Origin of the sequence: Streptosporangium sp. 'caverna' (assembly GCF_003203775.1) — a bacterium.
Classification (GTDB): Bacteria; Actinomycetota; Actinomycetes; order Streptosporangiales; family Streptosporangiaceae; genus Streptosporangium; species Streptosporangium subroseum.
Genome location: NZ_CP029711.1, coordinates 8,255,212 through 8,281,104, shown reverse-complemented (window position 1 = coordinate 8,281,104; position 25,893 = coordinate 8,255,212). Strand labels below are relative to the sequence as shown.

General features: G+C 68.0%; 22 protein-coding genes and 1 riboswitch. Of the genes, 7 read left to right on the top strand and 15 right to left on the bottom strand.

What is annotated here, in order from left to right; all coding sequences use genetic code 11:
* Window positions 1-120: 120 nt before the first annotated feature.
* Entirely contained in the window at window positions 121-2,685 is a 2,565-nt protein-coding gene (gene pepN / locus DKM19_RS35590) for an aminopeptidase N (protein WP_110701870.1), read from the bottom strand.
* A gap of 221 nt (window positions 2,686-2,906) precedes the next feature.
* Here pepN and DKM19_RS35585 point away from each other — a divergent pair, with 221 nt between their 5' ends.
* Both DKM19_RS35585 and DKM19_RS35580 read left to right on the top strand, forming a co-directional pair.
* Window positions 2,907-3,527, top strand: coding sequence for a DsbA family protein (locus DKM19_RS35585; protein ID WP_110701868.1), 621 nt, complete (start codon window positions 2,907-2,909; stop codon window positions 3,525-3,527).
* A gap of 462 nt (window positions 3,528-3,989) precedes the next feature.
* Window positions 3,990-5,399, top strand: coding sequence for an aldehyde dehydrogenase family protein (locus DKM19_RS35580; RefSeq protein ID WP_110701866.1), 1,410 nt, complete (start codon window positions 3,990-3,992; stop codon window positions 5,397-5,399).
* Between the two features lie 190 nt (window positions 5,400-5,589).
* On the opposite strand, the gene def is transcribed toward DKM19_RS35580, so the two are convergent.
* Window positions 5,590-6,078, bottom strand: a complete 489-nt coding sequence (gene def / locus DKM19_RS35575; protein WP_110701864.1) for a peptide deformylase — start codon at window positions 6,076-6,078, stop codon at window positions 5,590-5,592.
* 98 nt (window positions 6,079-6,176) lie between these two features.
* Here def and DKM19_RS35570 point away from each other — a divergent pair, with 98 nt between their 5' ends.
* Complete coding sequence (locus DKM19_RS35570) at window positions 6,177-6,644, top strand: ribose-5-phosphate isomerase (protein ID WP_089209707.1); 468 nt, start codon at window positions 6,177-6,179, stop codon at window positions 6,642-6,644.
* A gap of 65 nt (window positions 6,645-6,709) precedes the next feature.
* Here DKM19_RS35570 and DKM19_RS50090 read toward each other — a convergent pair whose 3' ends face one another.
* Window positions 6,710-6,886 carry a hypothetical protein gene (locus tag DKM19_RS50090; protein WP_162642010.1) on the bottom strand — a complete coding sequence of 59 codons (177 nt, stop codon included), beginning with the start codon at window positions 6,884-6,886 and terminating at the stop codon, window positions 6,710-6,712.
* A gap of 213 nt (window positions 6,887-7,099) precedes the next feature.
* Complete coding sequence (locus tag DKM19_RS35565) at window positions 7,100-8,329, bottom strand: GNAT family N-acetyltransferase (RefSeq protein ID WP_110701862.1); 1,230 nt, start codon at window positions 8,327-8,329, stop codon at window positions 7,100-7,102.
* 118 nt (window positions 8,330-8,447) lie between these two features.
* Between DKM19_RS35565 and DKM19_RS35560 the strand changes: the two genes are divergently transcribed.
* Window positions 8,448-9,563, top strand: coding sequence for a PP2C family protein-serine/threonine phosphatase (locus tag DKM19_RS35560; RefSeq protein WP_204358385.1), 1,116 nt, complete (start codon window positions 8,448-8,450; stop codon window positions 9,561-9,563).
* A 35-nt stretch (window positions 9,564-9,598) separates the two neighbouring features.
* Here DKM19_RS35560 and DKM19_RS35555 read toward each other — a convergent pair whose 3' ends face one another.
* On the bottom strand, window positions 9,599-10,204 hold the full coding sequence (locus DKM19_RS35555; protein ID WP_110701860.1) for a response regulator transcription factor: 606 nt from the start codon (window positions 10,202-10,204) through the stop codon (window positions 9,599-9,601).
* 203 nt (window positions 10,205-10,407) lie between these two features.
* Here DKM19_RS35555 and DKM19_RS35550 point away from each other — a divergent pair, with 203 nt between their 5' ends.
* Complete coding sequence (locus DKM19_RS35550; RefSeq protein ID WP_110701858.1) at window positions 10,408-11,715, top strand: RIP metalloprotease; 1,308 nt, start codon at window positions 10,408-10,410, stop codon at window positions 11,713-11,715.
* Window positions 11,716-11,895: 180 nt separating this feature from the next.
* Here DKM19_RS35550 and DKM19_RS35545 read toward each other — a convergent pair whose 3' ends face one another.
* On the bottom strand, window positions 11,896-12,402 hold the full coding sequence (locus DKM19_RS35545; RefSeq protein WP_110706221.1) for a DinB family protein: 507 nt from the start codon (window positions 12,400-12,402) through the stop codon (window positions 11,896-11,898).
* Between the two features lie 189 nt (window positions 12,403-12,591).
* Window positions 12,592-13,425, bottom strand: a complete 834-nt coding sequence (locus tag DKM19_RS35540; RefSeq protein WP_110701856.1) for an alpha/beta fold hydrolase — start codon at window positions 13,423-13,425, stop codon at window positions 12,592-12,594.
* 99 nt (window positions 13,426-13,524) lie between these two features.
* On the opposite strand from DKM19_RS35540, the gene DKM19_RS35535 reads away from it, so the two are divergent.
* Complete coding sequence (locus DKM19_RS35535; protein WP_239513754.1) at window positions 13,525-14,004, top strand: MarR family transcriptional regulator; 480 nt, start codon at window positions 13,525-13,527, stop codon at window positions 14,002-14,004.
* A 1-nt stretch (window position 14,005) separates the two neighbouring features.
* Here the strand turns inward: DKM19_RS35535 and DKM19_RS35530 are convergent, their stop codons facing one another.
* Window positions 14,006-15,034 carry an endonuclease/exonuclease/phosphatase family protein gene (locus tag DKM19_RS35530; protein ID WP_110701852.1) on the bottom strand — a complete coding sequence of 343 codons (1,029 nt, stop codon included), beginning with the start codon at window positions 15,032-15,034 and terminating at the stop codon, window positions 14,006-14,008.
* A 210-nt stretch (window positions 15,035-15,244) separates the two neighbouring features.
* Here DKM19_RS35530 and DKM19_RS35525 point away from each other — a divergent pair, with 210 nt between their 5' ends.
* Window positions 15,245-16,867, top strand: a complete 1,623-nt coding sequence (locus tag DKM19_RS35525; protein WP_110701851.1) for a helicase HerA-like domain-containing protein — start codon at window positions 15,245-15,247, stop codon at window positions 16,865-16,867.
* Window positions 16,868-17,314: 447 nt separating this feature from the next.
* On the opposite strand, the gene DKM19_RS35520 is transcribed toward DKM19_RS35525, so the two are convergent.
* The 7 genes from DKM19_RS35520 to DKM19_RS35485 all read right to left on the bottom strand — a co-directional run bounded on the left by DKM19_RS35520 (window position 17,315) and on the right by DKM19_RS35485 (window position 25,638).
* Window positions 17,315-19,726: a putative Ig domain-containing protein gene (locus DKM19_RS35520; RefSeq protein ID WP_162642008.1), complete on the bottom strand. Its 2,412-nt coding sequence runs from the start codon at window positions 19,724-19,726 to the stop codon at window positions 17,315-17,317.
* 232 nt (window positions 19,727-19,958) lie between these two features.
* The gene (locus tag DKM19_RS35515; RefSeq protein ID WP_110701847.1) at window positions 19,959-20,618 is read right to left on the bottom strand and encodes an HNH endonuclease family protein; all 660 of its coding nucleotides are present in this window, start codon (window positions 20,616-20,618) and stop codon (window positions 19,959-19,961) included.
* Window positions 20,619-20,839: 221 nt separating this feature from the next.
* Window positions 20,840-21,814 (bottom strand): hypothetical protein, encoded by a 975-nt coding sequence (locus DKM19_RS35510; RefSeq protein ID WP_162642007.1) that lies wholly within the window; start codon window positions 21,812-21,814, stop codon window positions 20,840-20,842.
* Between the two features lie 5 nt (window positions 21,815-21,819).
* Window positions 21,820-21,955, bottom strand: a riboswitch (cyclic di-AMP (ydaO/yuaA leader).
* 72 nt (window positions 21,956-22,027) lie between these two features.
* Window positions 22,028-23,107, bottom strand: coding sequence for a galactose-1-phosphate uridylyltransferase (galT, locus tag DKM19_RS35500; RefSeq protein ID WP_110701844.1), 1,080 nt, complete (start codon window positions 23,105-23,107; stop codon window positions 22,028-22,030).
* Window positions 23,104-23,904 carry a DeoR/GlpR family DNA-binding transcription regulator gene (locus tag DKM19_RS35495; protein WP_110701842.1) on the bottom strand — a complete coding sequence of 267 codons (801 nt, stop codon included), beginning with the start codon at window positions 23,902-23,904 and terminating at the stop codon, window positions 23,104-23,106. Before DKM19_RS35495 ends, galT begins: the two co-directional genes overlap by 4 nt.
* Before the next feature lie 82 nt (window positions 23,905-23,986).
* The gene (locus DKM19_RS35490) at window positions 23,987-24,583 is read right to left on the bottom strand and encodes a metal-dependent phosphohydrolase (protein WP_204358383.1); all 597 of its coding nucleotides are present in this window, start codon (window positions 24,581-24,583) and stop codon (window positions 23,987-23,989) included.
* Window positions 24,584-25,050: 467 nt separating this feature from the next.
* Window positions 25,051-25,638 (bottom strand): TIGR03086 family metal-binding protein, encoded by a 588-nt coding sequence (locus DKM19_RS35485; RefSeq protein ID WP_110706220.1) that lies wholly within the window; start codon window positions 25,636-25,638, stop codon window positions 25,051-25,053.
* Window positions 25,639-25,893: the final 255 nt, after the last annotated feature.

The following is a 25,893-nucleotide window of genomic DNA, read 5'->3' as shown; positions in this document are numbered from 1 at the left end:
GGCCGGGCACACGGCGCCGCTCGAAAACGCGCGGACGCCCCCGCCGTGATGGCGGGGGCGTCCGCGCGTCCGGCTTCCGCCGGGGTGGTTCGCGTCGGTTCCTTCCGGATCCGAGGCGGGTCAGGCCGCGGCGTCCTTGGCCTGGGCGCGCAGGGCGCGGCTGACGCCGTCGGCGCCCTCCAGCAGGAGGCGCTTGAGGGCGTGCGAGGGCTGGCTCTCCGCGATGAACTCCTGGGTCCTGGCGACGGTCTCGGGCGAGATGCTCAGGGCCGGGTAGCAGCCCGTCGCGAAGTTCTGGGCGCTGTCAGAGGTCCAGGACTTCCAGATCGAGCCGATCTCCTCGAAATACTTCGCGGCGTACGGCTCCAGCAGATCCGGGTGGCGCGGGTCCATGAAGCCCAGGATCGTCGAGCGGAGCAGGGCGCCGCTCAGCTTGCCCTCGATCATCGTGGACCAGGCGCTCGCCTTGGCCTCGGCCGTGGGGATCGAGGCGCGGGAGAGCGCCGCGGAGCGCTCGCCGCTGGCGGTGGCGTCGCGCAGGAGCTCGCCCGCGATGTCCTCGTCGCCCAGCACGCCGCCGGAGACCAGGGACTGGACCAGCGTCCAGCGCAGGTCGGTGTCCACGGTCAGGCCGTCGAGCGCGGTCGAGCCGTCCAGCAGACCCCTGACGAAGGCCAGATCCTCCGTCGAGGTGGCCACGGTGGACAGGGCGTTGACGTAGGCGAGCTGGTGGTCGGAACCGGGCTCGGCGCCGTCGACGAGGGAACGGAGGGCGGAGGCCAGCAGGGCCATGCCCTGGTTCCGCCAGGCGGGGTCGGCGTACTGCTGGACGGCCTGGCGGGCCTGGCGGAGCACGGTCTGGGCGACCGTGATGTCCTTGATCGAGCTGACCCCGGAGATGACCAGGGCGAGGTAGTCGCGAGTGGTCATCTCGGCGTCGCGGGTCATGTCCCAGGCCGCGGACCAGGACAGGGCGCGGGGCAGGGATTCGGTGAACTTGGTGATCCCGCCGTCCACCAGGGTCCGCAGCGAGCGCTCGTCGAGCCTGACCTTGGCGTAGGTCAGGTCGTCGTCGTTGATCAGGATCAGGTCCGGCTGAAGCTCGCCGGCCAGCTCGGCCACCGCCGTACGCGCACCGACCACGTCGAGCTCGACCCGCTTGGTGCGGACCAGCTCGTCGCCCCGCAGGGAGTACAGGCCGATGGCGACGCGGTGCGAGCGCAGCGTCGGATAGTCGGCGGGGGCCTCCTGCAGCACCTGGAACTCGAGGAAGCGGCCTTCGGCGTCGACGGTGAACGACGGGCGCAGCGTGTTGACCCAGGAGGTCTCCAGCCACTCCTTGGACCAGGAGGACAGATCGCGTCCCGACGTGCGCTCCAGGGCGCCGAGCAGGTCCTTGAGCTCGGTGTTGCCCCAGGCGTGCTCGTTGAAGTAGTCGCGGACGCCGGCCAGGAAGTTGTCCAGCCCGACGTAGGCGACGAGCTGCTTGAGGACCGAGGCGCCCTTGGCGTAGGTGATGCCGTCGAAGTTGACCTCGACCGCGTGCATGTCGACGATGTCGGCGGCGATCGGGTGGGTCGAGGGCAGCTGGTCCTGGCGGTAGGCCCAGGACTTCTCCACGTTGGCGAAGGTCGTCCACGCGCCCTGGCCCCAGCGGGTGGCCTCTGCCTGGCAGAGCACCGAGGCGTAGGTGGCGAACGACTCGTTCAGCCACAGGTCGTCCCACCAGCGCATGGTGACCAGGTCACCGAACCACATGTGCGCCATCTCGTGCAGGATCGTCTCGGCGCGGCGCTCGATCACCGCGTCGGTGACGCGCGAGCGGAAGACGTAGTCCTCCAGGAAGGTCACGCAGCCCGCGTTCTCCATCGCGCCCGCGTTGAACTCGGGCACGAACAGCTGGTCGTACTTGCCGAACGGGTAACGGACGCCGAAGACCCGGTGGTAGAAGTCGAAGCCCTGCCGGGTGATCTCGAAGATGTTGTCGGCGTCGAGGTGCTCGGCGAGCGAGGCCCGGCAGTACAGGCCCAGCGGGATGCCGTCGTGCTCGGAGGTCACCTTGTGGTACGGCCCGGCGCACAGCGCGGTGATGTAGGTCGACAGCACGGGGGTGGCGGGGAAGTGCCAGCGCTTGGCGGCCTGGAGCGCGCCGTGGCGCCCCCGGTGTCCCTCCAGCTCGTCGGCCGAGTCGGGCGTCGCATTGGAGATGATCTCCCAGTACGAGGGCGCGAGCACGGTCAGCTCGAAGGTGGCCTTCAGGTCGGGCTGGTCGAAGCAGGCGTACATCCGGTGGGCGTCGGCCGTCTCGAACTGGCTGTGAAGGTAGACGCTCTTGTCGACCGGGTCGACGAAGCGGTGCAGGCCCTCGCCGGTGCGCGTGTAGGAGCAGTCGGCGTCGATGCGCAGCTCGTTGGTCTCGGCCAGGTCCGGTAGCGGTAGTCGCCCGGTCTCCGGGTCGTAGCCGGTCACGTCCAGCTCGACGCCGTTCAGCACCGCCCTGCGCACCTTGGCCTCGGCCAGGTCGATGAACGTCTCCGCACCCGCGCGGGCGCTGGTGAAGCGGACCGTGGTGATGCTCTCGAAGCGCTCTTCACCCTCGGTCAGATCGAGCTCCACCGCATACGACTGCACGCTGAGCAGCCGTGCGCGCTCGCGGGCCTCGTCACGGGTCAGGTTGCCTGCCACTACCGCTCCCTCGTCAAAACTTCCCCCGCTCCATTGCGAAGGGGTGACTGAATCCTGCCACGTAAGGCAGCAGGTCGCCGCATGGAAGATCAAGCGGAAGGCTGGTCACCACATTTGAGGATAAACGGGCAAGCCAACGTATTAATCCAGATATGGAATAGGAGGCTCTACCGATCGGGTTGTCGCCGAGTGACGAAGTCTTACGATCAGGAAGCTGAAAGATGACGGAGCGCACTCCTGTCGACCTCTGGTTCGACCCCTTCTGCCCGTTCGCGTGGATGACCTCCCGCTGGTTGCTGGAAGTGGAGAAGGTACGGCCGATCGAACCACGCTGGCACGTCATGAGCCTGAAGGTCCTCAACGAGGACAAGGACGTGCCCGAGAGCTATCGCACGATGGTCGAAAGGACCATCGGCATGGTCCGCGTGGTCACGGCGGTGCAGCAGAAGCATGACTCCGAGACGGTCGGCCGGTTGTACACCGAACTCGGCACCCGCCTGCACAACCAGGGCCGGGCCAAGGAGCCCGAGAAGTTCCCCGAGCTCGTGGCCGAGGCGCTGGAGGCGGCGGGGCTCGATCAGGGGTTCGCCGACGCGATGGACTCCGAGGAGTTCGACGAGGCCCTCCGCGCCTCGCACAACGACGGCATCGACCGGGTCGGCCAGGAGGTCGGCACCCCGGTGATCTCGGTTGACGGCGTCGCGTTCTTCGGCCCCGTCATCTCGCCCGCACCCAAGGGCGAGGCCGCGGGCAGGCTCTGGGACGGTGTTCGCCTGGTGGCCGGCACCGACGGGTTCTTCGAGCTCAAGCGCTCCAGGACCCGGGCCCCGATCTTCGACTGAGTCGCGGACCGGCCTCACCCGCCTTCGATCGCCCGCCCGCCGTGCTCGACCACGGCGGGCTCCGGCGGCTCGGGGGATCACAGCGCTCGCAGGGATCACCACGAACGGTGATCACGGGACCGGTCTCGGGCCGGCCCCGGACGGTCTCGGGCGACCCCGGCGGGCCGGATGTGCCTGATGGGTGCGGTGATCATTTCGTGGCGGTCCGGCGGGCTCGGCGTGATCTGGATTTCCGCGACGATCAAGAAACGCTCTTATCCGGATATTACGAGTTTTTAAGGATCTTCCCTATATGCCGCTTGTCGGCGTTCTTCGTCGTACCCTCGTCGCAGCGGACGGTCGAGCGCCCAACGGGGCGAATGGCCACATCCGGCCAACTTCTGATCTTCGTGTGGCGGCGGGATCTACGGTGTGACCTGCTGAGCTCTCGCATAATGACAATACGCGCGCAAGGATGAGGGAATGCGTCACCTTTATCTGAACGGAGCCTGGCAGTCTTCGGCGTCGGGCGAAAGCATCGACGTCGTCAACCCCGCGACGGAGGAGATAATCGACAGGGTGCCCGCAGGGTCGCCCGCCGACGTCGACGCCGCGGTGGCCGCCGCCCGTGCGGCATTTCCCTCGTGGGCGAGGACGGCCTCCGCCGAGCGAGGCAAGATCCTCGCCGCCGCGGCCGAGTTGCTCCGAGAACGCTCCGATCAGATAGCCAGGATCATCGCCACCGACATGGGCGCGCCGTACGGCGTGGCGATGAAGGTGCAGACGTTGATGCCGGCCGGGGTGCTGGCCTCCTACGCCCAGATGGCCGAGACCTACGCCTTCGAGGGCGGGCAGGTCGGCAACTCCCGGATCTTCAGGGAGCCGGTCGGCGTGGTGGCCGCCATCACACCGTGGAACTACCCGCTCCACCAGGTCATCTGCAAGGTCGGCCCGGCGCTGGCCGCGGGCTGCACGGTCGTGCTGAAGCCCAGCGAGGTGGCGCCGCTGGCGGCCTTCGCGCTCGCCGGGATCTTCGACGAGGTGGGGCTGCCCGCCGGGGTCTTCAACATGGTGAGCGGTTACGGCCCGGTGGTGGGCGAAGCCCTGGCCGCCCACCCCGACGTGGACATGGTGTCCTTCACCGGCTCCACCCAGGCGGGACGGAGGGTCGCCGCGCTCGCGGCCGAGACGGTCAAGCGGGTGGCGCTGGAGCTCGGCGGCAAGTCGGCCAGCCTGGTCCTGCCGGACGCGGACCTGCCCGTGGCGACCAAGGTGACGGTGGCCAACGCCTTCCTCAACTCCGGCCAGACCTGCTCCGCCTGGAGCCGCATGATCGTCCACAGGGACCGGTACGACGAGGCCGTCGGGCTCGCCGTCGAGGCCGCGAGGAAATACACCGTCGGCGACCCCTTCGACGAGATGACCAGGCTCGGCCCGCTGGTCTCCGCGGCCCAGCGTGATCGGGTCATCCGCTACATCAACCGGGGCCAGGAAGAAGGTGCACGGCTGGTCGCCGGAGGCACCGACCAGCCCCTGGACCGGGGCTTCTACGTGGAGCCCACGGTGTTCGCCGGGGTGGAGCCGGGGATGGTGATCGAGCAGGAGGAGATCTTCGGCCCGGTCCTGACGATCATCCCCTACACCCGCGGTGAGGACGAGGCCGTCGCCATCGCCAACGACACGCCGTACGGCCTGGCAGGTGCGGTGTGGGCGGGCAGCGAGGAGCACGGGGTCTCCGTGGCGCGGCGGCTGCGAACCGGCCAGGTGGCCGTCAACGGCGGCCAGTTCAACATGCGGGCCCCGTTCGGCGGCTACAAGCAGTCAGGGCTGGGCCGTGAGCTGGGCGAGTTCGGCCTCGAGGAATACCTGGAGATCAAGGCCGTCCAGCTCTGACGGGGTGGGCCGAGAGCGTTCTGCCGGGTCGGGCGGACTCGATCCGGCAGGTCGCCGCCAGGTGAGCACCGGCTGCCTCCGGGGCGTCGAGCTCCGAGGTCGGACCGTGCCCCCGGCCGGATGACTCCGCGCACCCGGCCCTCCCCTCGGCTCCGGCCGGCCCGCCCCTCGCGGCGGTCCGATCCTCTGGTCAGGGGGCCTGAAGCAGGACCTTCCTGGCGGCGTCCTTGGCCAGCCGGTCCACGTACAGCAGGCCGTTGAGGTGATCCGTCTCGTGCTGGAAGCAGCGTGCGAGCAGGCCGCGGGCCTTGATCTGGACCGGGCGGCCCAGGCGGTTCAGACCCTGGACGGTGACCCCGGCGGCCCGGGGGGTCTTCGCGTAGATCGGGGTGCGGGTGTCGCGGTCGGGAACCGACAGGCAGCCCTCCTCGTCGAGCACCTCCGCGTCGTCGTCGACGGTCAGCACCGGGTTGATCACATGCCCCTTGCGGTTGCTGCAGTCGTAAACGAAGATCCGCTGCGACACGCCGAGCTGCGGACCGGCCAGGCCGACGCCCTGCGCGGCGTACATCGCGTCGAACATCTCGTCGATCAGGCGTCGCAGGTCGCGGTCGAAGTCGACGACCGGCTCGGCGGGCGTACGGAGGACCGGGTCCCCGACCACTCGGATGTCACGCATGAGGGGCTCTCTCTTGTAAGGGTTGCAGGAGTGCTTCGATCATTACTTTAGTCGGGACCGGGGTCCAGCCGTCCACATACACCTGCGAAACTGGGCGGGTGCGCGTCTACATCGGTGCCGACCATGCCGGCTATGAGCTCAAGAACCACATCGTCTCCTGGCTGAAAGAACACGGCCATGAGGTCACGGACTGTGGTCCCTCCGTCTACGACCCCGAGGACGACTATCCGCCGTTCGTGCTGCGTGCGGCCGAGGGCGTCGTGGACGACCCGGGCAGCCTGGGGGTCGTCATCGGCGGCTCGGGCAACGGCGAGCAGATCGCGGCGAACAAGGTGCGCGGCGTCCGCGCCGCCCTGGCGTGGAGCGAGGAGACCGCCAAACTCGCCCGTGAGCACAACAACGCCAATGTGATCAGCATCGGCTCGCGCATGCACTCGGAGGAGGAGGCGACCCGGTTCGTCGAGATCTTCCTCGCCACCGCCTACTCGGGCGCCGAGCGGCACAGCCGCCGGCTCGCGCAGCTCGACTCGTACGAGACGATCGGCCAGCTTCCCTCGCTGCCCTGAACCCCGGCGGAGAGCCCGCTCGCTCGTTCATGAGCGAGCGGGTGACCCCGGACGGGTGTTGACCCCTATCCGCGGCGTGGGGACTCGCGGTACGGGGGTTCTCTGCGCGGAGGCTCCTTACGCGGCGCCTCGTCGCGCAGGGGCCGCCGGTCCGCGGCCTCCTGCTGCTCCTGCGTCGGTCGCGAGACGTCCCGTGCCCGCATCGCGGTGATCGCGTTGATCTGCAAACTCTGCAGTGCCATGCCGTCACCCTAACCCGCCGGTCACGGCAGGGGCCCGGAGCTCGCGAGATCAAGGCGCGAGTTCACGAGCCGGGCCGCGAATACGTCCGGGGTCGCGGCCTGCGGAGCTTGCGACCCGGAGTCATGGATACGGCCGGGGTCGCGGCCCGCGGAGCTCACGGCCCGGAGTCATGGGCCGAAAGCCGCGGGCCGGTCAGGCGAGGCCGGAGCGGATCAGAACATCAACCCGCCCCAGGGAGCGGGATCCCACGACATCGCGGTGGACAGCTCCCGTACGGCTCCCGGCCGCGACTCGCGCAGCGCGCCGGCCGCCTGCGGAGCCGCCAGCGGCCGGCCGCCCAGGTAGGCCGCGCCCAGCACGGTGACGGGAAGCGTCAGGTCGGCGGGGTCCTCGGTGGGCGTGCACCGGGCGCCGGAGGTGTCGGCCGACAGCCGCCAGCGGCGGGCGTTCCAGGGGCAGACGGTGTCCTCGACCTCGATCACCACGTCCACCGGCGCCGAGTAACGGCGGGCGGCAAGGGCCCGCTCGACGTCCACGAGGCGAATCCACAGGTCGTCCAGCCAGCCGGCGTTGAGCCGGCGCGGTTCGGCCAGCAGGTGGATCAGCGGGTCGTCCGACGGCCGGTAGGAGGCCTTGACGTGCGACATCAGGTCACGATCCAGCAGATGCCGCCAGAGCAGCGCGTAGGCGGCCGGGTCGAGGCCGAACAGCTCCCTGAGCCGCACCTCGCCGTCCGGCACGTCGTGATCGGTGAAACTCTGCTTGGTCCGGAAGGTCGCGTAGCCCCGGGGGCCGTCGTCGTCCTCGACGACGACGGCACGGAGCGGTCCGGCGCCACGCTGGTCGGCCTCGTGGTCGGACAGCACGACGTCCCAGCGCGCGGGCGTGCGCTCGTAGAGTCCCGGACGGTCGCCGCGCACGGTCTCGAAGATCTTCTCGAAGACGCTCCTGGCCTCGTTGGGCTTGACGACGCGCAGCCGCAGCGCCGGATCGACCGGAGCGTTCTTGACGAAGGCCGTGCCGGAGGTGGGGATGGTGAAGAACATGCTGTCGGCGGCCCTGCCGTACCCGAAGCGCCCGTAGATCGCGGCCTCGGAGGCGTAGAGGGCGGTGACCGCCTCGCCCCGCTCGCGGACGTCGGCGAGCTGGCGGGTCATCAGGGAGGAGAGGATGCCCCGGCGGCGATGGGAGGGCAACACGCCGACGGCGGTGACGCCGCCGACCGGAATCGGCCCGCCGGGCACCGTCATGGTGAGGCTGTCCACCGAGGTGACGCCTACGAGCAGGTCGCCTTCGAACGCGCCGAGCGAGCGGTCGAACTCGGTGGTGCCCCTGAAGAGCTTCTCCCGGTGCGGGGGGACGGCGGCGCCGAACGCCTCTTCCTCCACCGTCATCCAGCCGGACCATTCGCTTTCGGTTACCGGACGCAGACTAATGCTCATTTTTCCTACGGTAGAGGGGATGGAGGGTTCCGGCCATCTATTATCCACCCTTAATGATCAAGGTATTGGTCAAGTGGGCTGCCCAAAGGGGGGATAGCCCGATACAGTCAGGTGCATCATGAATTCCCGTCCGGTGCCGCTGATCCCTCCGGCGCTCCGTGCGTTCTTGGTGCGGGTCCCGCTCCTGGTGCCCATCGTGCGCCTCCTGCGCCGTGGCCCGCTGGCCCGTGACCGCAACCTGCTCATCACGTTGATCGTGCTGACCCTGGTGCTCGGCGGTCTCGCCGCCCGGGTCTCCATGGAGTGGTTCTCCCCGGCGCTCATGATCCCGATCACCCTTGTCGCCGGCCTCCAGCTCCGGCTGCCCAGCCTCGCCAAACTGCTGTGCGCGGTCGCGATCTCCATCATCTACGTGGCCGTCGTGCGCGGGGTGGGGCACATCGGTCCCGGCCTGCTGGTCACCTTCGGTTTCACCGCAGTCCTGGCCGCGCTGATGGCCCGCACCCGGGGCAAGCTCGGCGTGCAGGGGCTGCGCGGCGACGCGATGCTGCTGGAGCTGCGCGACCGGCTCAAGAGCCAGAGTGAGCTGCCCCCGCTGCCCAAGGACTGGGGCTCGAGGGTGGTCCTCAAGCAGGCCGGAGGCTCCTCGTTCGGAGGAGACTTCCTGGTCTCCATGCGCGAGGGCGACATCGTGGACCTCGCCCTGGTCGACGTGTCGGGCAAGGGCGTCGACGCGGGCACCCGGGCGCTGATGCTGTCGGGCACCTTCGGCGGCCTGCTCGGCTCGGTCACCGACTTCCTGCCCGCCTGCAACACCTATCTGCACCGGCAGCGTGAGGCCGAGGGCTTCGTCACGGCCGTCCACGTGCGGATCAACCTCGCCACGGGCGAATACGTGATCACCTCGGCCGGTCACCCCCCGGTGGTCAAGTTCGAGGCGGGCACCGGGACCTGGCGGGTCTCCACGGCCAAGGGCGTGGTCCTGGGCGTCGTGCCCGACCTGCACTGCGAAACCGACCGCGGGATGCTCCGCAAGGGCGACGCGCTCATGCTCTACACCGACGGCCTGATCGAGCAGCCCGGCCGTGACATCGACGCCGGCCTCGACCGCCTGCTGGGCGAGGCCGAGCGGCTGCTGCCCTCCGGCTTCCGCGACGGCGCCCGCCATCTGGTCACGGCCATGTCGTCGGGGCACAACGACGACTGCGCGCTCGTCCTCATCTGGCGTCCCTGACGTCCAGGCGGCCTCCGCCGCCCGCCCGTGAGGCGTCACAGCCATCCGGAGTCGCCGGCGATGCGCACGGCGTCGAGGCGGTTGCGGGCGTGGGTTTTGCACATGATCCGTGACAGGTGATTTCGGACCGTTCCCACGGAGAGGAACAGCTGGTCGGCGATCTCGCCGGACCGGGCCCCCTGGGCGGCCAGCCGGAGCACGTCCAGCTCCCGGCGGGTCAGCGGGTTCTCCACCAGCTCCAAGGCGGCCAGGGCGAGCTCCGAGTCCACCGCGCGGCGGCCTGCCGCGACCCGGCGAACGCCGTCGGCCAGTTGATCCGGCCCCACGTCCAGGCTCATGAACCCGAGCGCCTGGACGCTGAAGGCGCGGCGGACCTGGCCGGGGGTGGGATTGCCCGACAGCAGGAGGACCCGGCAGCGGGGGGCCTCCTCGTGCAGCCGGAGCGCCACGGCGAACCCGTCGACGCCGGGGAGATCCAGGCCGATGACCGCGACCTCGGGTTCGTGGCGCAGAACGGCGGGTAAGACTTCCTCGCCCCTGCCCAGGTCGGCTACCACCTTCAGATCGGCCTCGCACTCCAGCGATGCCACCAGGCCACGCCGGACCAGGGGCAACTGCTCGGCAACCAGGATTCCGATCAAAGCTCTCCCCGCACTCTCTCGCCCGTCCTTGCCATAATGTAACCGTCCGATTGCTTATTGTCACCAAAGTGGCCATGTTCGTCCAGGCCCGCACAGGCGGCCCAATGCATGACGTCCGTCTCGGCGGCAACCTGGGGCCTGGATAATTCGGCTAATCTCCTAAGGGGCATTGTCGATAAATCCGCGACCGGGGGTACGAACCTGTGAGCTGGCTCAATGTGATCGGCATCGTCATCTTCCTCGTCGGACTGATGGCCTCGATCGCGCTGCACGAGATCGGCCACCTGGTGCCGGCGAAGCTGTTCGGCGTCAGGGTCACCCAGTACATGGTCGGGTTCGGCCCGACCATGTGGTCGAGGCGCAGGGGCGAGACCGAGTACGGCATCAAGTGGATCCCGCTCGGTGGCTATATCCGGATGATCGGCATGCTGCCGCCCAGGCCCACCGACGATCCCACCAAGCTGCGTTCGGTCTCCACCGGGCCCTGGCAGGGCCTGATCGAGAACGCGCGCGAGGTGGCGCTGGAGGAGGTCCGCCCCGGCGACGAGGACCGGGTCTTCTACCGCAAGCCCTGGTGGCAGAAGGTCATCGTCATGTCCGGCGGCCCGGCGATGAACTTCGTGCTGGCCTTCATCCTGTTCGGTGTCGTGCTCATGGGCTTCGGCGTCCAGGTGTCGAAGACGCAGGTCGCCGGAGTCCCCGCGTGCGTGAAGACCACCGCCGAATACGCGAAGAACCCCGAGTGCACCGCGGCCGACAAGCCCAGCCCGGCGGCGGCGGCGGGCTTCAAGCCGGGTGACAAGATCCTGTCGGCGGCGGGCAAGCCCGCCACGACCTGGGAGGCGGTGACGCGGGACATCCGCGCCCACGGCCCGGGGCCGGTGACGTTCGAGGTCGAGCGGGCGGGGCAGAAGCTGACCCTGACCGCCAACCTCATCGCCCAGGACCGGGAGTCGCTCGACGAACCCGGCAAGATCGACAAGGGCGTGGGTTACCTGGGCATCAGCCCGACGGTGGTCATGGAGAAGCAGGGCATCGGCGCGGTGGGCTCCCAGATGTGGGATCTCACCACGGCCACCGCCGGCGCGCTGCTCCGCTTCCCGCAGAAGATGGTCGGCGTCTGGCACGCCGCGTTCTCCGGCGAGGAGCGTGACCTGAACGGCCCGATCGGCATCATCGGCGCGGGCCGCATCGGTGGTGAGATAGCGGCCTCCAGCGCTCCGCTGGAGAACAAGATCGCCGTTTTCATCAATCTGCTGGCGGGCTTCAACCTGGCGATCGGCCTGTTCAACCTGGTTCCGCTGCTTCCGCTGGACGGCGGTCACGTGGCGGGCGGCCTGTGGGAGGGTGTCAAGCGTGGCTACGCGCGCGTCGCCCGCCGCCCCACGCCCGGCTACGTGGACATCGCCAAGGCGCTGCCCCTGACCTACGCGATCGCGTTCGTGATGATCATCTCGGCCGGTCTGCTGATGTACGCCGACCTGGTCAACCCGGTCCGGCTCTCCGGCTGATCTCTCCGCGGGCGTGTGCGGGGACGTGTCCCGCCTACGCCCGCAGGGGTAGGCCCCCGGAACGGTGATCGAGGCGGTGGTGTTCCGACCGCGCGGATCCGGACGCGACCACTGCGTGTCGGTCCGGAGGGTCGCAGCGGCCGGTGCGGCCGTCAACGGCGAGGGTCGTGCCTGACGCCGTTACTCGCCGGTGACACCGTCGATCCGCTCGCGGATGAGGTCGGCGTGGCCGTTGTGCCGGGCATACTCCGAGATCATGTGAACGAAAATCCAGCGCAGCGAGACCTCCTCGCCCCCGCGGAGCCCCTTGCCCACGAGATCGAGGGGCAGCCCCGAGGAGAGCTCGCGGGCACTGACGATCTCTGCCTGCCAGCGGGCGAACGCCTCTTCGGCGGAGGCGGTGTCCACCAGGTCGAACTCCGCGTCGGGATGCTGGTCGGTCCAGTAGATGTCGGGGGCGTTCTCACCGGTGAGGATGTTGCGGAACCAGTAGCGCTCGACGTCGGTCATGTGGCGGACGAGGCCCAGCAGGGACATCGTGGACGGTTCGGCGGAGCGCAGACGGAGCTGGTCCTGCGCCAGCCCGGCGCACTTCACCGCCAGGGTCTCCCGTTGCCAGTCAAGCCAGGAGCGCAGCATGGGGCCCTCGTCGGCGACGAAAGGGGGATCAATCCGGTTATCGGTCATGACGCCCAATTCTGTCCGTGCGGGAGATCGCTGTCATATACGTTTCCACCGTCTCGGAAGATCCCTCCGAGCCACCGTCGGGGGTTCTGCCCGGCACTCCCGGAGATCCTCTGCCCGGCACTCCCGGAGATCCTCTGCCCGGCACTCTCGGAGACCGTGGAGTGCTCAGCCGGGGAGAGCCGACGGGCGTCACGCCCCGCTGAGGAGTTCGCGAACGCGTGCGGCGTAGGCGCGCGGATGCGTCAGGTTGCCGTTGTGGCCGCCGGGGAACGTCTCGAGGCCGGCGCCGACGAGATCGGCCAGTTCCTGCGCGCACCGGTGGTCGAAGACCGTGCGCGGAGTGGTGCGGCCGGCCGCCGGGATGATGCGGGTCGGCGTGTTCTTCAGCGCGGCGACGTCCAGCGTGTCGTCCAGGATCGCGGTGAAGTCGTGCTCGACGAAGAACCCGAAGTTGACGGTCCGTTCGGGGGTGAACGGGTGCGGGGTGAGGTCCGGCTCCGTCTCCTGGTCGGCCAGGCTGATGCCGAGGAGCTTGGCGATCACCGTGACGACCGCGGGCAGGCCGTCACGGCGGTAGACCTCCTGCATCTCCCGCAGCTCCTGCTCGTGATGGGTCCGTTCGGCGTCGGGCAGCAGTCGTGGCGCGACGGGCTCGTGCGCGATGAGCGTGCTCACCTGGCCGGGATGACGCAGGGCCAGGTGGAGGCCGATGACGGCGCCGAGGCTGCAGCCGAGCATGAGCGCGGGTTCATCGGTCAGGGAGGCCAGCAGGTGGTGGACGTCGTCGGCGTGTGCCTCGACGGTCAGCCTCTGGGCGGGGTCGTCGAGAGTGCTGCGTGACAGCCCTCGCCGGTCGTAGGTCACCACCGTGTGGTCCTCGACGAGCCGGTCGACCAGATCGACGCTGCGGCCCGCGTCGCCCTCGCCGCTCTGGGAGATGAGCAGCAGGGGACCGGTGCCGCGCACCTCGTAGTAGAGGCGGGCGCCCGGGACGTGGAGCATGCCTGTCATCGCGTCGTTCATGGAGATCCCTTTCGGAGGGGGTGATCGCTTCTTCGGCACCGACTGTAACCCATCAAGTTTGATGCATCAATACTGATGCATCTTTTTTGATGTATCTTCGTGAGCGTGAATGGAGTAGAGCTGTTCCTGCTGGGACGAACCCTGATGAAGATCGGTGAGGAGGCGATGCCGACGGAGGGCATCGGCCATCACTCCACCAGCGTCCGGACGGTCCTGATCGTGGTGAGCGATCTTCGCGAGCACCCGGACAGTTCGGTCGGAGAGATCGCCACGCGGACGGGCCTGCCACAGAGCGCGGTGTCGGCCGCCGTCGCGAGGCTGCGGGAAACGGGCTCCGTCGTGACGATGACCGACCCCCGGGACCGTCGCCGGCTCCTGGTCCGGCAGGCCTCCGAAGTCTCCGAGCGAGTGGCTCAGGTCCGTTCGACGCCCGTTGATGACGCCCTGGGCGCGGCGCTCGGCACCGACGACCCCCAGCGGATCCGCGAGATCGTCGCCGCACTCGAGTCGCTCGCGCGGGACCTGACCCCGAAAGCGCTCACCCGCCTGCGGGTGGACCCGTCACACCGACCTGAATGACTCACGGCCAGATCTTGACGCGGGCGGCGATCGGCAGGTGGTCGCTGCCGGTAGGGGGCAGCGCCCAGGTGGTGACGGGAGTCGCAGCCCGGGTCATGACGTGGTCGATCCGGGCGAGGGGGAGAGCCGCGGGCCAGCTGAAGCCGAAACCTTCCTCCGCCGGGGTCATCCGGGAGATGACCGGGGCCAGGCCACGGTCGTCGAGGGTGCCGTTGAGGTCGCCCATCAGAATGACCCTGTCCAGCTTCTCCGCGCCGATGGCCGCGCCCAGCGCGGCGGCGCTCTCGTCCCTCCGGGCGGAGCTGAAGCCGCTCGGCAGTCCGATGCGGACCGAGGGGAGGTGGGCGACGTATACGGCGATGTCACCGGACGGCCCCCGTACGGTGGCCCGCAACCCACGGCTCCAGTCGGCCTCGATGTCCTTCGGCTTGATGTCCACCGGCCGGGAGTCCACGAGGGGATGCCTGGACCAGAGCCCGACGGTGCCGACGACGGCTCGGTGGGGATAGCCGGACGCGAGGGCGGCTCCGTAGACGGGCAGCGCGCCGGGCATCAGCTCCTCGAGGGCGATGAGGTCGGCTCCGGCCTGGGCCAGGGCCCGTGCGGTTCCCGCGGGGTCGGGGTTCTCGTCGTTGACGTTGTGCTGGAGCACCGTCAGGTCGTATGCCGCCTCAGGGTCCGCGGACGGCAGCAGCCCGCCGAAGAGGATGGCCCAGGCTGCCATGGGCAGCAGCGTGGCCGCCGTCGCGGTGGCCGAGCGGCGCAGCAGCGCCAGGCCCACCAGCACGGGAACGGCCAGGCCGAGCCAGGGAAGAAACGTCTCCAGCAGGCTGCCGAGATTGCCCACGGTGTTGGGCACAACGGAGTGAAACGCCAGTAGCCCGGCGACCAGCACGGCAAGTGACGCGAGAACCCGCCCGCGTGTCCAGGGGGTCCGGCCTCGCGCGTCCCCACCCCGATGCCCACGAGGTTTCCCCTCGGCGGACGCCGCCTCCCCACCCGGCGCCACATCCCTGTTCGCCTGCTCCATCACGCTCCTCATGGGTGCCGATGACCTCGCGCGAACGTGCCCCGAGCCGCGCGGCGGGCCGACCGGCCTCGCCCCACGTCCATCACACCCTCGCGCACACCATTGAGATCATCTCATTTCTTGACCGTGCCACGGAAATAATTGAAGACATTTGGCGTGGCAGTGGCTTTGATCGTCATGAATTTTCGAAATAAATAATCTGGGGGTGGAATGTTGGATACCGCAAAGTTGCTTAATATCCTCCAGGTCATCGAGAAGCGCGCAGAGCGCATCCACAACGATGAGCACACAATAAGCACTTACGTCGAAAATGAAATCCTGACGACCTCCATAGCGGCTCGCGACAACGGCGTCATATATGGGCGCCGGGGGACCGGGAAGACCCACACGCTCAAATACCTGGCAGAGAAGGAGCGGGCCAAGGGAAACCTGGTCGTCTTCATCGATGTGAAACAGGACCTGGGTTCAACCGGGGGTTGGTACTCCGACTCCACGATTCCTCTCGCAGAGAGGGCTTCGCGGCTCCTCGTCGACATCATCGCGATGATTCAGGACAGCCTGATCAACGATGCGCTGAACGGCCACGGCGACCTGCATCCCCTGAACGAGATATTCGATCACATCGGCGAGGTCATGGTCGTCGAACAGGAAGAGCAGGAAATCTTCACGGGGAGAGAGAAAGAGCGTTCCGAGGCGGACGACCTGAAGGTGGGCGTCGGAAAATCCGGGCTGTCCATGAGCGCCGGCGTCTCCGACAGGTCGCTCGACAAGTCATCCGAGAGTATCCGGATAAAATCCTCGGGAGGCGTTCGCTACCGCGTCCATTTCGGCGCGCTGGGAAAGCTCTTCAAGCATGCGCTGGAGGCCCATCCCGCGGAGCAGTGCTGGATACTCCTCGACGAGTGGAGCGAGATGCCGGTCTCCCTCCAGCCGTACGTCGCCGAGATGCTCCGCCGGATCTTTTTCAGCCTGCCCAAGGTCACCGTACGGATCGCGGCGATCCCTCATCGTACGGAATGGAGAATTCTCAGGGAAGGCAGCTCGGACTACATCGGCATCGAGATCGGATCGGACCTGTTCCCGATACTTGACCTCGACGAGTTCGTGATATTTCCCGCCAAAAGCAAAAGGGAGCAGAAGGAGCGGTCGATCAACTTCTTCCAGAATCTCCTCTTCCGCCACATAAACCAGGAGCTGAAGTCGCAGAACCTGTCGGAACTGGACTCCCTGGATCAGTTGACCACCCTGCTTTTCACCCAGATCACCGCACTTCAGGAATTGATCAGGGCTGCGGAGGGGGTGCCAAGAGACGCACTGAGCATAATCTCCAAGGCCGCGATCATAGCCAACGACGAGAAGATCTCCACCAACGACATCCGGCAGGGCGCGCATCGGGTCTACAAAATGACCAAGGCGGCGCTGCTGAGCAGCGCCCCGGAGGCGCGTAAGCTTCTCGACGCCATCATAGGAGAAGTGATCTCAAAGAAGAAGGCAAGGGCCTTTCTCCTCAACCAGGAGCACGTCGACCATCCTCTCATCCGAAGGCTGATCGACGACCGGATCCTTCATATAATAAAAAAAGACTACTCCAGTGCGGGAGTTCCGGGGATCAAGTTCGACGTCCTGCAAATCGACTACGGCTGCTACGTCCACCTTCTCGGCGCCCCCAGCGCCCCTCAGGGAATCTTCGGCGCCGAGGGCCCCAGCGAAGACACCCTGCTGAAAGCTTTTTTCGGCGAAAAAGAGGTCCCCAGGGATGATTATCGTGCAATCAGAAGGGCGCAGCTGGACCTTCCCACCAAGCTCGAGGCGATCCACGTTCCGAAAACCTAGATCGGGACCGGAAACCTAGATCGGGACCGGAAGGCTAGATCGGGACCGGAAACCTAGATCGGGACCGGAAACCTAGATCGGGACCGGAAGGCTAGATCGGGACCGGAAGGCTAGATCGGGACCGGAAGGCTAGATCGGGACCGGAAGGCTAGATCGAGACTGGAAGGGCGGAGAGGGCGCCTTCGCGGGTGGAGATCGACCGCCCTGCGTCCCGGGCCAGGCCCCTCGCCCACGCCCCGAACGTCCTGTCTGGATCGACGAGGGCGTCGCCCAGGTTGGAAAGCTCGAGTGCCGCTTGCCCGAGCAGGCCGGCCACTCCACCGCGGCCCGATTCAGGGCCCCCGCGGACGCTCAGCGTTTCGGGGGCCCTGGATCGGCGTTGTGCTCGTCAGCGACGGGTGTCCTCACTCACCGGGAGGGAGCGAGCCCCTACCGCTGCCGCCGCTATTACCTGTGATCGTGGCCATGGCCACGGCCATGGCCGTGGCCGTTCCCGTGGCCGTTCCCGTTCTCATGGCCGTCTGCGTGGCCGTTTCCGTTTCCGCCGGCGCCCTTGGCGGGTGAGATCTTGATGACGACAGCCTGCGTGGCGGCCGGGTTGACCCCGTTCGTGGCGGTGACGGTGAATGCGACGCTCCCCGTTTTCACCGGTCTGCCCGAGAGCACGCCGGACGCGCGGTCAAGGGCGAGTCCCATGGGCAGCTTGCCCGCGGTGACCGCGAAGCTCGCCTTCGGGAATGCCGAGGCCGTGAAGGTGTGAGAGTAGGTCTGGCCGATCGTGCCCCCTGCCGGAGCGGGGGAGGTGATGACGGGCGCGCGGTTGAGCTCGGTCTCGCTGTTCACCGGCGTGAACGGCGTGCCGGTGCCGCCGACCCACCGGTAGAGCGTGATGTCGGAAGTCTGCAGCCCGTTTTTGGAGCTGTCGCGTGAGAGGTAGAACAGCCCGTCGCCGAGCGACTCCATGCCCACGTCCGCCTTCTGAACCCAGCCACGGATGCCGGTGGTCTCGTCCGTGCGCCCGTCCTTGGCCAGTGCGATCAGGAGGCCCTGGTCTCCGCCGGTGCCGACGAGCTCACCGAGCACGGGCCGCGTCGCGGCATCCACCGCGAAGAGCCCGTAGTTCGGGAAGGCCGGCTTGGTGCCGAGGTACACGCCCATGAACCAGCGCCGCAGGAAGTCGTCGTACTCCAGATTCTGCACGCCGTACGTGGTGTTGCCGGTGTAGACGAAGTATTTGCCCGACACGCGCTCCGGGCCGCTGCGATGGGGAGCCGCCTCGACGAGTGGCTTCTCGTAGCGGGCCCAGTCGCTCGTGTCGTACTGCAGCAGCACCTGGTGGTCGTTGTCCGTGCGGCCGAGGTTCGAGTAGACGCCGTAGGCCACCGTCAGATACTGCGTACCGCCGGTCGTGCCGAACTTCGGGCCGAAACTGACGCCGTCGATACCGCTGCTGCCGTAGCGGTGGTCGAGGGTGTTGGCCGTGTCGCCGTCGAAGACGCCGTTGTGGTCCATGTCGGCGGTGAAGTCGGCGACCACCTCACCGAGGTAGACGGTCTGCACGATGTCGGAGTTCTGCGCCTGCATCCCTACCGTGTCGATCGCGTCGACATCGATGACGGCGATGTAGAACGCCTTCTGCGCCTTGTACTCGAGGGAACCGTAGACCCGGCCGTCGGCCTTGTTGAAGTCAAGATCACCGAGGTGCCCCGTGAACCCGCCCACAGTGCCGATGATGTTGCCTTCGAGGTCGGTCTTCACGAGCAGGGTGGTGAACGAGTAGTAGATGTAGCCCTTCGCCTGGTCGACGGCGATGCCCTGCACGTGGCTGGTGCTCCAGGCGCCGCCGTTGAGAGTTCTGTTGAAACCCTTGATCTTGGGCACGCCCGGCGACGCGTTCGCACCGGCGGGTTCCCCCGTCTTGCCTGCGCTGTTGAGGGCGCGTACCCACAGGGTGTACGCACCGGGCGCGAGGCCCGTGAAGGTATGCGAGGTGCCGGCTGCCGGAGACCACTCAAGGCCGCCGGAGCCGGTTCCGGCGGCGCCGATCGCGACCTCGTACCCGGTCACGGTCGCGGCCTTCCCGCCGGAGGTCTTGCCCGCGTCGGTGGGCGCGGACCACGCCAGCGTGGCCTGGGCGCCCTTCTGCGAGACGCGCAGTCTGGTCGGCGCGCCCGGAGCGGTCGCCTCGGGGGCGAGCTGGGTGACCTTGATGTCGTCGAAGGCGACGGTGGCGTTGTTGATGACGAGGCCGAGGGTTCCGCCGGTGCGCAACAGATCGGTCGTCGACAGGTAGGCGACGCCGTCGACCGAGAGGGTGGCATGGGCGCCGCGCACCTCAAGCGACAGGGCGTGTGTCTCGTTCGTGTTGAGAGCGACGCCCGCAGGAGCGACGACGGGCGACGTGTACGACCCGCCGGCGGCCTTGTTCACCGCGTATTCGAGACCGTTGCGCAGCTTGGTGTTGCTGCGCACCACGAACACCGAACCGTAGTCCTCGGCGCCGTGGAAGTCCGCGGCCAGGTTGAGCCAGCGGGACTCGTCCGCCACCTTCAGAAAGTTCGCCGTGGCCTCAAACCGGTAGTTCTCGTAGCTTGTGCCGAACGTGATGCGAGCACGCTGGCCGTTCGCGGAGACGCCCTCGAGACGGCCGTCCTTGACCTGCCAGATGCCGAGATGGCCGGTCCATCCCGCAGGGAGTTTCCCCGAGGAGAAGTCCTCCGTGAGAACCACCGTGTCGACGGGATCGCCGTCGGCCGCCGCAGCGGGGGCGGTGCCGAGCGCCAGGATCGAGGCGATGACGATCGATGCCGCCGATATCGCCCCTCTTTCAAGTCGGCGCATCCTCGTGTTACCGCGCACGTATCACTCCTTCGCAGCGTCACCCGAGCCGAGGCCCGGGCGTTCGGCCGCCATGGCCGCAGGCAGATGATCATCTGCCTGCCTCAGGGTGATCTCGTGGGCTGAACGCGGGCCATCGCTGCGGCAACACATCGCCAAAAAAGGAGATAAAGCGGCATGTGGCGTCTGATCATCCAGTACCGACGCGACCCCTCGTGCGCACAGGGGCTGTGACCCGCGGACGATTCGATCGTCACCCCCGGCAGGTGCGGAGCATGTTGAGCAAGGCCACTTTCTCGCTCCGGGTCACGAAGAGCCGGTAGTGATACTTCACGGTGATCCATGAGGTCGCATAGCGGCACCAGTAACCGCGGCGCGGCGGACGCCAGCTCTGCGGTCCTTCGGCGCCCTTGGCGATGTTGACGGAGTGGCTGGACACGACCAGCTCGGGGCGGCTGAGGTCGTTGGCGAAGGCACGCCGCCGCGCCTGGCTCCATGTGCTGGCGCCGGAGCGCCAGGCGTACGCCAGCGGCACGACATGATCGACATCGACCTGCTTCTCGCTTTTCAGCCACTTGCCGTCGTACGGGCTGTACCAGACGCCCTTGACCGGGTGACAGTCCGCGTTCCTGCGCACTCGTCGCCCGTCGCGGGCCAGGACCACCTCTCGTGCGTCGCACTTGCCGCTGTGGTGCGCCCATCGGGGCTGGAACCGCTGGTGGCTGTAACCACGGATCGACAGGGGCCTGGAGACTTTCAGCCGGGCCAGCATGCGGCGGGCCGGCGCCCCGGCGTCGGCCTGTGGCCGCCTGCGCGAGTCGGCCGCCGCCTGCGGGACAGTGGTGACGGCGATGAGCGGGACGACCAGAAGAGTGAGCATGGTGACTTGGAGCGTCCGCCTCAAAAAGATCATGCTTCTACCCTTACCAGTCACTCCCCGCCCATGGCGGTGACAGGCAAGGCACGAAAGGGTGACGCAAGCATGCGGCACCGGTGGTTGACGATCGTGCTCCGCGCTTCCCCGGCGGGAGGATTCGCGGATGGGAGAGACACGAGCCGGTGGATGGTGGAAGTGCCCTGACGGTTCCCGAAACGATCCCACCGCGGATCGGAGACCTTGCCGCTCGGAATAGCTCAGAACATCGAGATGTGCGGGTGGTCGAAGTGGTTGGCGGTCACGCCACCGCGGTTGGACATGGCGCGCCAGCCGGAGCCGTGGTTGATGCGCTGACGCCAGATCACGTATTTGACGCCGAGCCGGGCCCGGTTCTTGATGGCCCAGGCGGCGATCTCGTCGCCGAGCTGGACGTGGGCCGCCGAGGGCATGGAGCCGCCGGTGCTCATCATGAAGTCGCAGGCGCGGCCGAGCGGGTGTTCGCCGCCGTCGTTCTCGGCCCGGTAGCAACCGACCGCGTAGGGCAGGCTGAAGCGTTTCCTGACGGCTTCGCGCATGATCCGGGTGCGGTCGGTGATGTTGTCGACGCCGGTGGGGAGCTGGGGAGCCCAGCTTCCGTTGGAGAGGCGGCCGGAACCGGTGGGGACAAGCCGGTCGAGCTTGTCCTTGATGTCGCGGATCACATCTTCGGCGTCCTCGCGCTGCTTCTCCACCACCTTGGCCTCATCGCCGATGTCGTCGGCGAGCTGGGCCGCCTTCTGAACCGCCTGCTTCCTGCGGTTCAGGGTGCCTTCGAACTGCTGCAGGTGAGCGCTCTGCTGGGCGGTGAGCTGCTCCATCATCGCCGCGCCGCTCAGGTCGGGGGCGAACAGCATCGCGGGCAGGCTTCCACTGTTGCTCTGGTAGCGGATCTGGGCGATGGAGTCGACCTCCTTCTCCGCCGCGGCGTAGGTCTCCTCGGCCTTGCGCATGTTCGTCTTGGCGACGGTCTCGGCCTTCCGCGCCTTCTCAAGGGCCTCGCGCTTGGCCGCATAGGTCTCGATGAGCTTGTCGATCTTCTTGCCCAGCTTGGCCAGATCGGCCCGGAGCTCGGCCTCGGTCGGCTTGGGGGCCGCGTTTCCCGCGGCTGAGGCGCCGAGGGTGAACGTGGTGGCCGAGATCAGACACAGGGTCAGAGCCGCATGACGACGGAACGTGGGGGAAAGAGCCGCCACGACCCTCCTCTTCTCCTTACGCCGACCGGGTTAGCTGACGGGTTCGGGCTGGAGGAAGCCCTTCCACCGAAGTGGTTCACCCCAGGTTCGATGGTTCCCCGGCTCCCGGGCGCCTCGCCCGGGATTGGGCATATCAGCTGTTACGGCTGATGTTGGAAGGATAGTAGTGGCAAAGTAATGGTCACGCGACTCCATCCTGATGCCAAGCGGTAATCAATCTGTGATAACGGAGCGCAGGAGATGTGCCGTGTTCTCGGGCAGGACATCGTTCACGAATGCGCCCATCGCGGACTCCGACCCGGCGAGATATTTCAGCTTGTCCGGTGCCCGGCGGATGCTGAACAGCTCAAGGTGCGCGTACGACAGGTCACGGCCGACGTTGACCGGCGCCTGGTGCCAGGCCGCGATGTACGGCATGGGCACGCCGAACAGCCCGTCCAGCCGGCGGAGCACCTCCGTGTAGAGCGGGCCGAAGGCCGCGCGCTCGGAGGATTCCAGCGCGAGCAGGTCGGGGACCTGGCGGTGCGGGTAGAGGTGGACCTCCACGGGCCAGCGCGCCGCGGCCGGGACGAAGGCCGTCCAGTGCTCGTTCGACGCGACCACCCGGGTCCCGGCCTCCCGCTCCGCGGCGAGCACGTCGGCGAACAGGTTGCCGCCGGTCCGCTCCCGATGGCGCTCGGCCGCGCCGAGGGTCAGCTTGGTGCGCGGGGTCACGTAGGGGTAGGCGTAGATCTGGCCGTGCGGGTGCGCCAGGGTGATGCCGATCTCCGGTCCCCGGTTCTCGAAGCAGAACACCTGCTCCACGCCCGGCAGCGCCGACAGCTCCGCCGTACGGTCGATCCAGGCCTCCATGACCAGCTCGACCTGCTCGGGGGAGAGCGCGGAGAAGGAGGAGTTGTGATCGGAGGTGAAGCAGACCACCTCGCAGCGGCCGGTCCCCGGGCGGACCTCACTCAGCCCGCCGACCTGCTCGTATTCGACCGGCTGGGCGGAGAAGGAGGGGAACCGGTTCTCGAATACGGCCACGTCGTAGGAGGACGAGGGGATCTCGGTGAGGTGGCCGGGAGTGGACGGGCAGAGCGGGCACTCGCTGGTCGGGGGGAGGAAGGTGCGGGCCTGGCGATGGCCGGCCACCGCGATCCACTCCTCGGTGAGCGGGTCGTAGCGCAGCTCGGAGGCCGGTGGACGGGGCGGCAGGTCGCGCTTGTCGACCGCGCTGCGGTCCGCGTCGTCCTGCCGGTCGAAATAGAACAGCTCCCGCCCGTCGGCCAGGTGGGTGATCGTGCGCTTCATCGGCTCAGGCTCTCGCTCTCCGGCTGGGGATTGGTGATGATCAGCTCGCCCACTCGCGAGGTGAACTCCTCGCGGGCCTCGTCGGACAGGCCCGAGTCGGTGATCACCACGTGGGCCTCGGCCAGATCGGCGATCGTGCTGATCCCGACCGTGCCCCACTTGGTGTGGTCGGCGAGAACCACCAGGCGGTGTGCGGCGGCGACCAGCTCGCGGTTCGTCTCCGCCTCCAGCAGGTTGGGCGTGGTGAAACCGGCGCGGACGCTCATCCCGTGCACGCCGAGGAACAGGGTGTCGACGTGGAGCCTGCGGATCGCCGACACGGCGACCGGCCCGACCAGCGCGTCGGAGGGAGTGCGCACCCCGCCGGTCAGCACGACCGTGCGGTCCGCCCGGGGAGAACGGTGGAAGACGTCGGCGATCCTGATCGAGTTGGTGATCACCGTCAGCTCGGGCACGTCGGCCACGAAGTGGGCCAGCGTCCAGGTCGTGGTTCCGGCGGAGAGCGCGATGGCCGTGCCGGGCCGGACGAGCTGCGCGGCCTGCTGGGCGATCGCCTCCTTCTCCAGCTGCTGACGCACCGACTTGGCGGCGAACCCGGGCTCCTCGGTCGAGCCGGGCCCGGCCACGGTGGCGCCGCCGTGGACCTTCTCCACCAGCCCGCGCTCGGCGAGCACCTCCAGGTCCCGCCGGATCGTCATGTCGGAGACGCTGAGCTCCCGCACCAGATCGGCGACCCTCACCCCGCCGCTGCTACGCACTCGCTCCAGAATTGCCTGCTGCCGCTGCTGGGCAAGCATCGACCACTCCTTAATCCACCAGATTCCACCAAATTATCACAGGTAAATGCAGCAGTTATGTTTGATCCTGGTGAATATCCACTCACAGTTGCTCAAGTTCCGCGTGGATGTTGGCCCGCGCGGCCGCCTCCAGATCGGCGATACGGAAGATCGCCGGAAGGTCGAGCAGTGAGCGCAGCACGGCGGCCCTGCCGGCTCTGAAGGCGTCGTCCGGTACGAAGGAGTATTCCTCGCGCACGGCCGCCGCGTAAGTGGCGTAGATCCCGGGTGGGGCGGCCAGGATCGCCAGATCGGCGTCGCACAGTACGGCCCCGTCCGCGTCTTCGGGGGCCGGATCATGCGTGACGGTGAGCCTGACCAGCCGGGCGACCGTGGCCACGGCTCCGGCGGGCAGTCCCAGCTCGGGCAGGGCGCGTTCGGCCAGCGTGGCGCTGCGCTCCTCGTTGTCGCCACGCCGCGGGTCGTAGACGGCGTCGTGGAACCAGGCCGCCAGCCGTACGAGATCCGGGTTCTCCGCGTGTCCGGCAAGGGTGTCGACGTGGGCGAGTACGGCCTCCAGGTGGGCGGTCGTGTGATATCTGCGGTGCGGCTCGTTGTAACGAGCGATCAGTTTCCGGCCGAGGGGCTCGGCGTCGGGTCCGGTCAGGGACCGCCAGCGGTCCATCAGCTCTGCACTCATGCGAGGGAGCATAAGCCGCCCAAACCATGACCGGGATCGTGCCCGTCCGGCCTGTGCGCGGCGGGGCTCCGACCATGTGTCCTGCCTCGATCGCACCGGTCCCGATCGCCTCCCCGATGATCGGGGCCAGCAGGACGGATTGTCTCTCGGGTCTTGTACGGCACGCGTCCCAGGAGGAACGTGAGGATGAGGCCCCGTGAAAGGGACTCGCGTCATCGGACCCCGGGAGAACCGGGGCCCCTGAGAACGTGAGGAAGAGGGTGGTCGGTATGGGCAGGCGATCACGCAAGAGCCGGGCACGCAGGAAGCGCAGGGCCAATCACGGCAAGCGGCCGGCCAGCTGAGGCCCGCCGGGGGCGCCCGGGGAGACGATCGGGAACGCCGGGACGCGGTACCGAGCCGTCGTGAAGCCGGGGCGCCTGCGGGCCGGCGCCTGTCGGAGAGACGCGGTCAGGGACGGTCCGGGGTCACGCCGAGGGACACGGTCTGGCCACGCGGCCCCAGGAGGCCAGGAGCCGGGTCTGCGGGTCCGTGCCGGAGGGCACCGACTGCGGTTTTCCTATGACCCCTGCCTGGCGGTAGTCGTTCTCCGCGTCGGCGAACCAGGCCGTGCAGGCCTCGACCAGCTCGGGGTCGAGCCGTTCGTCGGCGCCGATGGCGCGGGCCAGGTCCCAGGTGTGGATGAGGGCGTCGGCGAACAGTTCGGCGATGTACTCCGCGCCGGACACGTCACCGAACGACAGGCGGGTGACGCAGGTCAGGGAGTGGTCGCTGCTCGCCGCCTGGACGGCGCCCATGGCCGAGGCGTCGAACGCCTTGATCGGGTCGTCGCCGAGCAGGTCGCCGTCGAAGATGTCACCGATCTCCGCGGCGGACCGTCCGCTGAGCAGTTCGGGCGCCCCCAGATTCTCCCTCACCACATGGTTGACCAGGGCACGAACGTCCCAGTCGACGCATGGAGTCCGGGTCTGCCACTGGTCGGGCTCGATCCGATGAACGAGAGCGCCGAAGTCGTCCAGCGCGCGGCGGTAGGCCTCACGTATGTCGATGGTCATCATGCCCTCCCGAGTCTTATCTCGACCGTAACCCGTGGATCGCCAGTAGTCATCGCGTCTATGAGGCATGACGGGTAGGCCGATGCCCTACCGATTGAGGGTTATGCTCCACCCGGCTATATGGGTTCATCCCGCGGTTATTTCACCGTCAGCGATCGGCCATGATATTTCGTGAAAATTCACCACATGCGCAAAGCGATCTTTGCCCCCTGACCGCTGTCGTGGTCACCGGCCTGTTCCGGCGCCGTGACCGAT

What these genes read in the sequence shown, in the direction of transcription:
- DKM19_RS35525 (WP_110701851.1), top strand. Translation starts at nt 15,245, where the DNA reads ATGTTGGATACCGCAAAGTTGCTTAATATCCTCCAGGTCATCGAGAAG.
- DKM19_RS50090 (WP_162642010.1), bottom strand. Translation starts at nt 6,886, where the DNA reads ATGGCACTGCAGAGTTTGCAGATCAACGCGATCACCGCGATGCGGGCA.
- DKM19_RS35515 (WP_110701847.1), bottom strand. Translation starts at nt 20,618, where the DNA reads ATGATCTTTTTGAGGCGGACGCTCCAAGTCACCATGCTCACTCTTCTG.
- DKM19_RS35540 (WP_110701856.1), bottom strand. Translation starts at nt 13,425, where the DNA reads ATGAACGACGCGATGACAGGCATGCTCCACGTCCCGGGCGCCCGCCTC.
- DKM19_RS35560 (WP_204358385.1), top strand. Translation starts at nt 8,448, where the DNA reads ATGAATTCCCGTCCGGTGCCGCTGATCCCTCCGGCGCTCCGTGCGTTC.
- DKM19_RS35545 (WP_110706221.1), bottom strand. Translation starts at nt 12,402, where the DNA reads ATGACCGATAACCGGATTGATCCCCCTTTCGTCGCCGACGAGGGCCCC.
- DKM19_RS35495 (WP_110701842.1), bottom strand. Translation starts at nt 23,904, where the DNA reads ATGCTTGCCCAGCAGCGGCAGCAGGCAATTCTGGAGCGAGTGCGTAGC.
- DKM19_RS35530 (WP_110701852.1), bottom strand. Translation starts at nt 15,034, where the DNA reads ATGGAGCAGGCGAACAGGGATGTGGCGCCGGGTGGGGAGGCGGCGTCC.
- DKM19_RS35585 (WP_110701868.1), top strand. Translation starts at nt 2,907, where the DNA reads ATGACGGAGCGCACTCCTGTCGACCTCTGGTTCGACCCCTTCTGCCCG.
- DKM19_RS35485 (WP_110706220.1), bottom strand. Translation starts at nt 25,638, where the DNA reads ATGACCATCGACATACGTGAGGCCTACCGCCGCGCGCTGGACGACTTC.
- DKM19_RS35580 (WP_110701866.1), top strand. Translation starts at nt 3,990, where the DNA reads ATGCGTCACCTTTATCTGAACGGAGCCTGGCAGTCTTCGGCGTCGGGC.
- def (WP_110701864.1), bottom strand. Translation starts at nt 6,078, where the DNA reads ATGCGTGACATCCGAGTGGTCGGGGACCCGGTCCTCCGTACGCCCGCC.
- galT (WP_110701844.1), bottom strand. Translation starts at nt 23,107, where the DNA reads ATGAAGCGCACGATCACCCACCTGGCCGACGGGCGGGAGCTGTTCTAT.
- DKM19_RS35490 (WP_204358383.1), bottom strand. Translation starts at nt 24,583, where the DNA reads ATGAGTGCAGAGCTGATGGACCGCTGGCGGTCCCTGACCGGACCCGAC.
- DKM19_RS35565 (WP_110701862.1), bottom strand. Translation starts at nt 8,329, where the DNA reads ATGAGCATTAGTCTGCGTCCGGTAACCGAAAGCGAATGGTCCGGCTGG.